The 10,658-nt window shown below is 60.2% G+C and carries 10 protein-coding genes and 1 pseudogene; 7 read left to right on the forward strand and 4 right to left on the reverse strand.

Translation table 11 applies throughout. The annotated features are described in order from the left end of the window. From AB5Y92_RS04685 to AB5Y92_RS04710, 6 genes and pseudogenes are all read left to right on the forward strand, one after another. Nucleotides 1–117: pseudogene (locus tag AB5Y92_RS04685) on the forward strand (NUDIX hydrolase); the annotation flags it as partial. Between the two features lie 157 nt (nt 118–274). Beyond that, on the forward strand, nt 275–1,381 hold the full coding sequence (gene mnmA, locus AB5Y92_RS04690; protein ID WP_005353619.1) for a tRNA 2-thiouridine(34) synthase MnmA: 1,107 nt from the start codon (nt 275–277) through the stop codon (nt 1,379–1,381). A 23-nt stretch (nt 1,382–1,404) separates the two neighbouring features. Then, nucleotides 1,405–2,019 (forward strand): high frequency lysogenization protein HflD, encoded by a 615-nt coding sequence (hflD, locus tag AB5Y92_RS04695; protein ID WP_005334622.1) that lies wholly within the window; start codon nt 1,405–1,407, stop codon nt 2,017–2,019. Nucleotides 2,020–2,149: 130 nt separating this feature from the next. Next, a complete protein-coding gene (gene purB / locus AB5Y92_RS04700) occupies nt 2,150–3,520 on the forward strand; it encodes an adenylosuccinate lyase (protein WP_005334624.1) in 1,371 nt (456 codons plus the stop codon). 139 nt (nt 3,521–3,659) lie between these two features. Beyond that, a complete protein-coding gene (locus tag AB5Y92_RS04705; RefSeq protein ID WP_368225776.1) occupies nt 3,660–4,790 on the forward strand; it encodes a cupin domain-containing protein in 1,131 nt (376 codons plus the stop codon). A gap of 183 nt (nt 4,791–4,973) precedes the next feature. Next, nucleotides 4,974–5,387, forward strand: coding sequence for a hypothetical protein (locus AB5Y92_RS04710; protein ID WP_150998479.1), 414 nt, complete (start codon nt 4,974–4,976; stop codon nt 5,385–5,387). Between the two features lie 96 nt (nt 5,388–5,483). Here AB5Y92_RS04710 and AB5Y92_RS04715 read toward each other — a convergent pair whose 3' ends face one another. The 4 genes from AB5Y92_RS04715 to pdxH are packed head-to-tail and all read right to left on the reverse strand — an operon-like array spanning nt 5,484 to nt 8,959. Continuing rightward, on the reverse strand, nt 5,484–6,023 hold the full coding sequence (locus AB5Y92_RS04715; RefSeq protein WP_159164073.1) for a GNAT family N-acetyltransferase: 540 nt from the start codon (nt 6,021–6,023) through the stop codon (nt 5,484–5,486). A gap of 6 nt (nt 6,024–6,029) precedes the next feature. Continuing rightward, on the reverse strand, nt 6,030–7,670 hold the full coding sequence (locus tag AB5Y92_RS04720) for a GNAT family N-acetyltransferase (protein ID WP_368225778.1): 1,641 nt from the start codon (nt 7,668–7,670) through the stop codon (nt 6,030–6,032). Further along, complete coding sequence (locus AB5Y92_RS04725; protein WP_368225780.1) at nt 7,670–8,284, reverse strand: glutathione S-transferase family protein; 615 nt, start codon at nt 8,282–8,284, stop codon at nt 7,670–7,672. The genes AB5Y92_RS04720 and AB5Y92_RS04725 overlap by 1 nt, the downstream gene beginning before the upstream one ends. A gap of 36 nt (nt 8,285–8,320) precedes the next feature. Next, the gene (pdxH, locus tag AB5Y92_RS04730) at nt 8,321–8,959 is read right to left on the reverse strand and encodes a pyridoxamine 5'-phosphate oxidase (RefSeq protein WP_005334637.1); all 639 of its coding nucleotides are present in this window, start codon (nt 8,957–8,959) and stop codon (nt 8,321–8,323) included. A 392-nt stretch (nt 8,960–9,351) separates the two neighbouring features. Between pdxH and AB5Y92_RS04735 the strand changes: the two genes are divergently transcribed. After that, nucleotides 9,352–10,563 (forward strand): RsmB/NOP family class I SAM-dependent RNA methyltransferase, encoded by a 1,212-nt coding sequence (locus tag AB5Y92_RS04735; RefSeq protein WP_005344030.1) that lies wholly within the window; start codon nt 9,352–9,354, stop codon nt 10,561–10,563. Nucleotides 10,564–10,658: the final 95 nt, after the last annotated feature.

Raw genomic sequence — 10,658 nt, forward strand, 5'->3', positions numbered from 1 at the left:
CTGGAAGAAATAGCGGAATGCAAACCGGCCCTGCGCAGCCCCTTGGTATGGCAGTGCATTCAGGATTATCTGGCGGGGACACGGCTGCCACTGTCGGCACTCAAGGCCTTTATTTGAGGCCATTTGACACTCTTTTTCGGTGACAAAGGCCAACAACGGAAAAACGATTTCCTGCTATCAGGCTCCTGATGGGAACTGCGGCATGGATATGTGACCGGGGGCGCAAAACTCTGGTAGAATACGCCCCGTTTAAACGAACTGGTAACTTCGACTAATGACAGACAACAGCCAAATCAAGGTGATCGTCGGCATGTCCGGCGGCGTGGATTCTTCCGTCTCGGCCTACCTGCTCCAGCAGCAGGGCTATCAGGTCGAAGGCTTGTTCATGAAGAACTGGGAAGAAGACGACACGGACGAGTACTGCTCTGCCGCCCAGGATTTGGCTGATGCCAAGGCCGTCTGCGACAAGCTGGGGATGAAACTCCACACCATCAACTTCGCGGCCGAGTACTGGGACAACGTGTTCGAGCACTTCCTCGAAGAGTACAAGGCTGGCCGCACGCCGAACCCGGATATCCTGTGCAACAAGGAGATCAAGTTTAAGGCGTTCCTCGAATTTGCCGCCGAAGAGCTGGGTGCCACCTACATCGCCACCGGCCACTATGTGCGCCGTGACGACAGCACCGGCCGCCCGCGCCTGCTGCGCGGTCTCGATACCAACAAGGATCAGAGCTACTTCCTCTATACCCTGAGCGAGAAGCAAGTGGGTCAGAGCCTGTTCCCGGTTGGCGATCTGGAAAAGCCGGAGGTGCGCCGCATCGCCGAGCAGCTGGATCTCATTACCGCCAAGAAGAAAGACTCCACCGGCATCTGCTTTATCGGCGAGCGCAAGTTCAAGGACTTCCTGGCCAAGTTCCTGCCCGCCCAGCCCGGTAAAATCGAGACCGTGGATGGCAAGGTGATCGGCGAGCATCAGGGTCTGATGTATCACACCCTGGGTCAGCGCAAGGGGCTCGGCATCGGTGGGCGCAAAGATGCCACCGAAGAGGCCTGGTATGTGGTCGACAAAGAGGTCGAGCGCAACGTGCTGGTGGTGGCGCAGGGCGAGCATCCCCGCCTCTACTCCGATGGCTTGATTGCCAGCCAATTGCACTGGGTGGATCGCACCCCCATTCGCGAGCCGCGTCGCTGCACCGTCAAGACCCGCTACCGCCAGCAGGATATCCCCTGCCTGATCCAGCCCATCGACGACGAAACCATCCGGGTCATCTTCGACGAGAAACAGGCTGCGGTAACCCCGGGCCAGTCCGCCGTCTTCTACGACGGGGAAGTGTGTCTGGGCGGCGGCATCATCGAACAACGTTTCAGCCATCCGGTTTGAATCCTTAACAGAAGGCAGCAGACGTGAGCGATAAATTCCAAGACAGAACAATGGCCTTTGCCGGCATCTGCCAGGCCGCGTATCTGGTGCAGAAGGTGGCCCGAGACGGCAGCTGTGACGAGGCCGCCCTGCGCGAGAGCCTCTCCAGCATTCTGGTGACCAACCCGAGCCAGCCGCTCGAGGTGTTCAACAACACCCATCTGGCCATTCGCGACGGCTACCGTGCGCTGGTCGAGCAGCTGGGTGCCGACGGCAGCCAGAAGAATGCCGAGCTGACCCGCTACGTGGTAAGCCTGATTGCGCTGGAGCGCAAGCTGGCCAAGCGCAAGGACATTCTCAACATGCTGGGTGAGCGGATCAGCCAGATTGGCCGCCAGCAACAGCACTTCGATCTGCTCGACGAGCAGATTTTGGCCAACATGGCGAGCATCTACAGCGATCTTATCAGCCCCATCGGGCCACGCATCCAGGTGGCGGGTACCCCGCTGTTCCTGCAGCAACCGCTGGTGCAGCACAAGGTGCGCGCCCTGCTGCTGGCAGGCATTCGTGCCTGCGTGCTGTGGCGTCAGCTCGGTGGCAGCCGCACCCAGATCATCTTCGCTCGCAAGAAGATGGTGGAGCTGGCCAAACGTTACTAATCATCGGCTCGCGCGCGGGCCAGCCGAGGTCGACATCAGGGTGAACAGCCGCACATCCGCCTTGATGACGACTCAGCCCCACGCGCGAGTGGATACGGATCCCCCACACAAATCATCAGGAGTTCACCCCATGGAGCTGTCCGCGCTGACTGCTGTTTCCCCGATTGACGGTCGTTATGGCGACAAGGCCGATGCCCTGCGCCCTATCTTCTCCGAATTCGGCCTGCTGCGTTTTCGCGTCGAAGTCGAGGTGCGCTGGTTGCAAAAACTGGCCAGCCACGCCGGGATCCCGGAAGTCCCTGCCCTGAGCGCGGCCGCCAACGCCCTGCTCGACGGCATCGTCAGCAACTTCAACGAGAGTGACGCCGCCCGCATCAAACAGATCGAGCGCACCACCAACCATGATGTGAAAGCGGTGGAGTACTTCCTCAAAGAGAAAGTCGAAGTGAACCCGGAGCTGGCGGCTGTCAGCGAGTTCATCCACTTCGCCTGCACCTCGGAAGACATCAACAACAACTCCCACGGTCTGATGCTGAAAACCGCCCGCGAAGAGGTCATCAAGCCTTATTGCGAAAAGCTGATCAGCGAGCTCAAGCGTCTGGCCCACGAGTACCGTGACATGCCGCTGCTATCCCGCACCCACGGCCAGCCGGCGACCCCGAGCACCATGGGCAAGGAGATGGCCAACGTCGCCTACCGTCTTGAGCGCCAGTTCAAGCAGATCATGGCGGTGGAGATCCTCGGCAAGATCAACGGTGCGGTCGGCAACTACAACGCCCACCTCAGCGCCTACCCGGATGTGGACTGGCACCAGTTCTCCGAGGAGTTCGTGACCTCTCTAGGCCTGACCTGGAACCCCTACACCACCCAGATCGAGCCGCACGACTATATCGCCGAGCTGTTCGACGCCATGGCCCGCTTCAACACCATCCTGATCGACTTCGACCGCGATGTGTGGGGTTACATCTCCCTGGGCCACTTCAAGCAGCGCACCATCGCGGGGGAAATCGGCTCCTCCACCATGCCGCACAAGGTCAACCCCATCGACTTCGAGAACTCCGAAGGCAATCTGGGTCTGGCCAACGCCGTGTTCCAGCATCTGGCGAGCAAGCTGCCCATCTCCCGCTGGCAGCGTGATCTGACCGACTCTACCGTACTGCGCAACCTGGGTGTGGCGGTGGGTTACTCCCTGATTGCCTATCAGGCGACCCTCAAGGGTATCTCCAAGCTGGAAGCCAACGACGCCGCCATGGCCGCCGATCTGGATGCCAACTGGGAAGTGCTGGCCGAGCCGATCCAGACCGTGATGCGCCGCTACGGTATCGAGAAGCCCTACGAGAAGCTCAAGGAGCTGACCCGTGGTCGCCGCGTCGATGCCGAAGGGATGCGTACCTTTATCGACACCCTGGAGTTGCCGGAAGCTGTCAAGGTTGAGCTGAAGAAGCTGACCCCGGCCAACTACATCGGTGACGCCCAGCGTTTGGTCGATCTGCTGAAGTAAGCCAACCGGCAGTGACGAAGGGGCCCTGTGCACGATACGCCACAGGGCCCCTGTTATTTTCCCTGCCACGGCAGGATCCCGAGTGGCTTTTCCCAAGCCTGCCTTGGGCAAAACCTCTTTGCGAGACACGAGAAACAGCATGTACGAACTCAATCTGGATATCGCTCACTTCCTCGAGCACTACTGGCAGAAGCGCCCGCTCCTTATCAAGGGTGGCTTCAAGGACTTTCAGGATCCAATCAGCCCTGACGAGCTGGCGGGTCTGGCCATGGAAGAGGTGGTAGAGTCCCGCCTCGTCACCCGTTTCGACGGCAAGTGGGATGCTACCCACGGCCCCTTCGAATCCTATGACCATCTGGGCGAAGAGAACTGGACCATTCTGGTACAGGCTTGCAACCACTGGGCTCCCGAGGTGAACGAGCTGGCCGTGCCGTTCCAGTTCATTCCGGGCTGGCGCTTTGACGATGTGATGGTGAGCTTCTCCACCCCCCATGCGGGTGTCGGCCCCCACATCGACAATTACGATGTGTTCATCACCCAGGGGCTGGGCAAGCGCCACTGGCGGGTTGGCGATGCCAAGCCGCTCAACGAGTTTGCCGCCCATGCCGCACTGCTGCACTGCGAGCCGTTCGAGGCGATCATCGACGTCATCATGGAGCCGGGCGACATCCTCTACATTCCGCCCGGATTCCCCCACGAAGGCTACGCCATCGAGCCCTCCATGAACTTCTCGGTGGGTTTCCGCGCACCGGATGCCAAGGCGCTTATCTCCTCCTTTGCCGATCATCTGATCGACAACGAGGTGCGTACCGAGCGTTACGGCGATGCCGATCTCAAGCCCCGTGCCCGTCACGGCGAGATCCAGCCCCACGAGCTGCACCGTCTGCGCGAGCTGATGCAACAGGCCCTCGATGACGAGACCCTGTTCAAGGAGTGGTTCGGCACCATGATCTCCGAGGCCAAGCACGATCTGGACGTCAATCCGGTCGAGCCGGACTACAGCGCCGAGGAAGTGGCCGACCTGCTGACCCAGGGCGAACCTGCCATCAAGGTGCCGGGTCTGCGCACCGTCTGGTTTAGCGGCGAGAGCCAACAATGCTTCATCGACGGCGAAGCCTGGACTCTGCAGAGCGAAGACGCGGCCGCCATTTCCCTGTTGTGTGACAAGGACATCATCACTCAGGCCGACATGGTGGAGCTGGCCGATCAGGCCGGTTTCCTGCAACTGCTGACCCGTCTGGTCAACCGAGGGTACTGGTTCTTCAACTGATCCTGCAGTAACCGAAGGATAAAGGGGCGCCTTATGGCGCCTTTTTTGTCACTCAGAGGCGGTTCAATTAACAATCGATGCGCGAAGCTGAACCTACTCTTGATGAACCGACATGTGGTCATTTATTGAGCTAACATGGATGGGTATCATGCGTCCGTCCCTGTTCACAAGAGAAGCGCCACCATGCAAATCACCTCCCGGCCCATGCCGCTGCCCGATTACGGCAAATCCCCCTCCTCTCCCGCTGTCACACCCGAGCAGGTCAGTCAGGCCCGTAACGAAGCACTGACCAAGAAGGATGAATTGCAGGCACAGAGCGAAGAGAAAGCAACGGCTCGCAGAACCCTGGCGGTCTCTTATACGGCTAACCAGCAAGATAAAGCCGTGGTGGAGCGCTACCTGGAGGCCAGCGGTCAAGAGAGCGACAGCAAGTCGGGCCCGAGCACGGCTGATATGTATCAGGCTGCGAATCGCTACCAGCGCCAGCAGAATCTCAGCGACTACATGCAATTCCAGCAGAGCCCGCTCGCCCAGCAGATGGGTGACATGGTGGGCGAAGATAATCGCAAGGGCACCCAGCTCGATATCATTGCCTGAACCAATTTGCTCGAATAAGCCCGGCAGGGACCAATACAAGATGAAAAAGCCCTCGATGAGGGCTTTTTCGTTATGGCTTGTCGCTGCGACGTCTCGCTATAAATGGGACGCTTCTGCCTGCGCATCCGGCAACTCGTCGGGGAGTTCATCAAACAGGGGGTGATAGAGCACCTCACCCTGCACACCCGCAAAACCGCGCTCCTGTAGCTCCATTGCCATAAAGCAGTCGGCAGGCACCTCATAGATGCAGTGGAGGCCAAACTCGCTGGCCGGGCGGAAACCGAAACGGCTGTAATAGGCCGGATCCCCGAGTACCACCACCCCTTTCCAGTCCATCTCAAGCGCCGTATCAAGCCCTTCACGGATGAGATCAGAGCCAATACCCTGACCTTGCCAGTCGGGATGAACCGCGACCGGCGCCAGACCGAGCCAGGGCCCTTCCATGCCGTTAATGGTGATCGGGCTTAGCATCAGGTGCCCCATGAACTCGTACTCTTCCTCTTCGACCATGGTCACCACGGCAGCACCACATTCGCGCAGGCGGTTGACCAGTTCGGCCTCATCGGAACGACCGAAGGCGGCACTCAGCAGCTCATAAACCGGCAGCATGTCACCGGGGCGCTCGGTTCTCAACATCAGGTATTACTCCTCGTACAGCAGAGCGGGCATTATTCCACACAACGGCTGGTCATTCTGAGTACCTTTGTCCAAAAATGGGAGGGTGCACTCAGGAAAACGAGCTGCAAACTGCTGCTGCAAGGCGGTTAGCGTAGCCGGGGTGACCCTGTTCATCGCCTCACGGTAGGCAAACCAGAGGGCGGGAGCCTCCCGCGCCAACCGATCAAAGGTCAGTTCGGGCGTTTGATGCCAACAGCCATCCAGCTCATCAACCAGCTCCGGCAGCTCCACCAGCAGCCGTAACTGCTGATAGCGCATCTGCGAAGAGTCACCCTGATCGCCCAGCGCCTGCGCCATCAATTGTTTGAACCAGTGGCGCCGTGATGCGCGCTCCTCGCGGCTGAGCAGGTCGGGCCCTTGACGCTGCTGCGCGGCCAGTTGTAGCAGCCACGCCAGCCCCTGTTCATCCCTGTCTTTCAGCAAGACGCCGCCAAGATGGGACAACTGCTCCGGTTCGGCCTGCTCCAGCAGTTCGACGGGGTAACAGTGCAGCTCCAGAGACCTCTCAAGATGCGGCGGGCAGCGAATAGAGCAGGACTCCTCCCCCGCGCCCCTCTCATCCACAAAGAGCGAGATGGCCAGCTTGCCGTTGGCGCTCTGCCGATTGGTCGTTGCGGGATCACACAGGATCACCACAGCAATCCGCTCATCAGCAAGCCAGCGGGCAATCTCCTCGGGAAAGGGATTGGGTAAGGAGGGAGCGCGATCCAGTCGCCAGTAACTCACCTCACACGGCTGGCGACCGCTGATATGGCGCCGCCCACGATAGTGCATGCCCAGTTTTGCCATCACCCGGCCGGAGGCTAAATTGTCTGGCATATGGCGAGCCGTCAGCGCAGGCAGTTGCAGTTGGGCAAAGGCGAACCCCTTGACCAAGCCAGCGGCCCGAGTCGCCAGACCGCGATTTTGCCAGGGCACGCCCACCCACCAGGCGAGCTCGCCATTCCAGTGCAGGGAGATCACCCCAAGCAACGCCGCACCTTGCTCCTCTGGCAAGGTGATGGCCCAGCTCCAGCCAAGGCCAAGCGCCGCCTTGCGCCAGCTGAGCGCCAGCCAGTCGCGGGCCCCCTCCGGCGGATAGGGGTGAGGAATATTGAGGGTGTAGCGCGCCAGCGCCTCGTCGCTGCAGTAGCGCACTATCTCGCGCTCATCGTCGGCCTGCAGTTGTCGCAATACGACACCTGATAGCGAATGCCCCTCAGCCAGGGTCGGCACCGTCACGCGGCGCGCCAGCAGGCGATTGAGCACGGCGCCCAAATCGGCCTCGGGGGTGAGCGGCAGATCGGCCCCCACAGGGCCAAGGGTGAGCAGTCCCTGCTCCTTGGCGAGGGTCAATAGGGAGGTAGAGGCACTGATCAGAACCTGGCGGCTGGGATCAACATGAAAATCCGCCAGCAGATCGCCATCGAGCCAGGCAGCCAGCAGGGCTCCAGGGCAGAGCACCCCGTCTGGAGGGCTGCTCGCCCAGGGTGCATCGGTTTGATCGAGGGCGGCCGCCGCCTCTTTGCCCAGCAGCAGCTGCCAGCGATGACTTTGTTGCTGCCAGTGCAGCAACAGCGCAGCCCACTGCGGTTGCCACAGACTGGCCTCGATCAGCAATTCCATCAGCTGGCCTGACAGGCCACTGGCAGCGTCAGATGGCGGGGATGGGCTTCGATACGGGCGATCCAGCTACGGATAGCTGGCCACCCCTGCAGAGAGAAGATCCCCTCCTCTGCCACGTGGGTGTAAGCATAAAGGGCGATATCGGCGATGGTCGGCGCATCACCACAGAGATAGGGGCTCTGTTTCAACTGCTGCTCCATTACCGCCAGCGCCTTCTCGCCACCGGCTTTCAGACCGTCGAGCCGCGCCTCCTGGGACTCGGGTCGGCCGAGATAGTGAACGATAAAGCGGGCCACCGCGATGTAGGGCTCATGGCTGTACTGCTCGAAGAACATCCACTTGAGCACCTCGGCCTGCTGGCGTGGATCAGTGGGCCACAAGGCGCGGCCTTGCCCCAGATAGAAGAGGATGGCGTTGGATTCCGCCAGCGCATCGCCTTGGCCCATCTCCAGCACCGGGATCTTGCCATTGGGGTTCATGGCCAGAAATGCGGGGGTACGGGTATCCCCCTCCTGAATATCCACCTCTACCCACTCAAGGGGAAGCTCCAGCCAGCGGGCCAGCAGCCACACCTTGTAACAGTTGCCGGAACGCAGATCACCATACAGACGCATACACACTCCTTGTGAAAACAGATTCGAATAGCGCGCTCAGGGAGCCAGACGCTCGATATGCCAGCCATCCCCGTCGCGGGTGTAGTAGAAGCGGTCGTGGAGCCGGTGCTCGCCCCCCTGCCAGAACTCCACCGTCTCGATCACCACCCGGAATCCGCCCCAGAAGCTCGGCAGCGGCACTTCGCCATTGGCAAACTTCTGCTTGAGCTCGAGGAACTTGGCCTCCAGCACGCCACGGGCCGAGATGCGGGTCGACTGCTTGGAGACCCAGGCGGCAATCTGGCTATCCTTGGGACGGCTGTGGAAATACTTCATCACCTCGAAAGTGCTCATCTTCTCCACCCGACCGGTCACATGCACCTGACGGTCGAGCGTATGCCAGGGAAAGAGCAGGCTGATACGGGGATTGCCTTCCAGCTGCTGCGCCTTGCGGCTGCCCATGTTGGTGTAAAAAACCATCCCCTGGGCGTCGTAGTGCTTGAGCAGCACGGTGCGCTGCCAGGGCTGACCCTCGGCATCCACCGTCGCCACCACCATGGCGGTGGGATCGGTCAGTTTGGCCTCACAGGCCTGCGCCAACCACTTCTCGAACAGCGCCAGCGGCTCGGCCGGCAGATCGGCCCGGTGCAGCCCGCCACGGGTATACTCACGGCGCAGATCAGCAACATCCATCATCTTGATTTTCCTTCAAATAAATAATGGTTCCACGACCATCAAGAGAGTGACGCAGGCATTGTGCGCTCGATAAACCGACCTTGTAAACCTGGTATCAGGGACAACATTCACCCTTCCTTGGCAACATGGCGCCTCTTTCGCCCATATTTCCGACTTATTTTCCATGGCTATACAGTTGGCAAGTCACACTGCCTTAAATTTCCCTGCAATCAGGAATCGCGGCTGGTCAGTTGCTGCTCATTTATATGGAGCAACCGAGCCAGATACTGCATGACTCGCCGAATATCCACCTTGCACCGCATCCCCCTTCCACCTATCATTGCGCCGTTTGTCTGTTTCAGAATCATCCCGCTACCGGGGTGATTCATCTTTATCTGGCCAAGGTTAATCTCATGCTCAAATCCCCACTGTTGCCCCGTTTCGGGGATCTGGTCGTTGCCATTGTTGACGATGTGCTCGGTCAGGGTCTTACCCTCGACCGCGCTTATGCCCGTCACTTCTCCGGCATCGAACTAAAACCGCAAGAACAGGCAAGGATTGCCCTGGTCACCGGCGACCTGCTGCGCCGTCTCAGCCTCTATTGCTTCCTCACCGGCATTCAGGTGCGTCAGGCCGAAAAGAATGTCTGGCCGCTGCTGCACAGCTGGCACGCCTTCCACAAAATTGCCCAGCCCAATCACCCGACCCTGGATCGCTTCAATGAAGAAGCATTCCGCCGCCGTCTGACCGAGGCGAAGAAGAACCCGGTATTGATGGATGGTTGCCCGAGCTGGTTGGAGAAACTGGGAAGCGAGCAGCTGGGTGAAGCCTGGCCTGCCGAGCGTGCCGCCCTGGCCTGGATGCCCAAGCGATACCTGCGGGTCAACACCCTCAAGTGCACCCGTGATGAACTGCAGGCCATGCTGGCCAAAGAGCAGGTCACCACCATTCCGGTTGAAGGTGTGGAGACTGCCCTGCAGGTCACCTCTGACGCCGCCCTGTTCCGTACCAAGGCCTTTGCCGATGGCTGCTTCGAACAGCAGGACGCTGGCTCCCAGCTGGTTGCTGCCGCTTTGGAAGTTGCCCCGGGCATGCGCGTTATCGACGCCTGCGCCGGTGCCGGTGGCAAGACCCTGCATATCGCCGCCATGATGCAGGGCAAAGGCCGTCTGCTGGCGATGGATGTGGAAGAGTGGAAGCTGGAGAACCTCAAGCAACGCGCTCGTCGCGCTGGTGCTCACAACGTGGAGACCCGGGTCATCACCAGCAGCAAGACCGTCAAGCGCCTCAAAGAGAGCGCCGACCGCGTACTGCTGGACGTGCCCTGCTCCGGTCTTGGCGTACTCAAGCGCAATCCGGATGCCAAGTGGCGTGATACCGCCGAGCGTCTGCCGGTGCTGGTCGCGCTGCAAGAAGAGATCCTGCAGCGTTACAGCCAGATGGTGAAAGTGGGTGGTCTGCTGGTTTATGCAACCTGCTCCATCCTGCCCGAGGAGAACCGCCTGCAGGTGGACAAGTTCCTCGCCGCCAACGAAAACTTCCGTCTGCGTGACGATCACACCGTGAGCCCGTCCGAGACCGGCTTCGACGGTTTCTACATGGCTCGTATCGAACGGATCGCCTGATCCAGAATGACCTGCTCCTTGCGCCCTTATCGCGCACGGACGGTTCGATGAAAAAAGAGCGGACGGTGATGTCGCGGCCAAACAGCATGAAGGAG

Source organism: Aeromonas sp. R1-1 (assembly GCF_040908495.1).
Classification (GTDB): Bacteria; Pseudomonadota; Gammaproteobacteria; order Enterobacterales; family Aeromonadaceae; genus Aeromonas; species Aeromonas veronii.

Excerpts from the sequence above, each read along its gene's own strand:
- mnmA (WP_005353619.1), top strand. The coding sequence starts at position 275 with ATGACAGACAACAGCCAAATCAAGGTGATCGTCGGCATGTCCGGCGGC.
- purB (WP_005334624.1), top strand. The coding sequence starts at position 2,150 with ATGGAGCTGTCCGCGCTGACTGCTGTTTCCCCGATTGACGGTCGTTAT.
- AB5Y92_RS04705 (WP_368225776.1), top strand. The coding sequence starts at position 3,660 with ATGTACGAACTCAATCTGGATATCGCTCACTTCCTCGAGCACTACTGG.
- AB5Y92_RS04710 (WP_150998479.1), top strand. The coding sequence starts at position 4,974 with ATGCAAATCACCTCCCGGCCCATGCCGCTGCCCGATTACGGCAAATCC.
- AB5Y92_RS04715 (WP_159164073.1), bottom strand. The coding sequence starts at position 6,023 with ATGTTGAGAACCGAGCGCCCCGGTGACATGCTGCCGGTTTATGAGCTG.
- AB5Y92_RS04720 (WP_368225778.1), bottom strand. The coding sequence starts at position 7,670 with ATGGAATTGCTGATCGAGGCCAGTCTGTGGCAACCGCAGTGGGCTGCG.
- AB5Y92_RS04725 (WP_368225780.1), bottom strand. The coding sequence starts at position 8,284 with ATGCGTCTGTATGGTGATCTGCGTTCCGGCAACTGTTACAAGGTGTGG.
- pdxH (WP_005334637.1), bottom strand. The coding sequence starts at position 8,959 with ATGATGGATGTTGCTGATCTGCGCCGTGAGTATACCCGTGGCGGGCTG.
- AB5Y92_RS04735 (WP_005344030.1), top strand. The coding sequence starts at position 9,352 with ATGCTCAAATCCCCACTGTTGCCCCGTTTCGGGGATCTGGTCGTTGCC.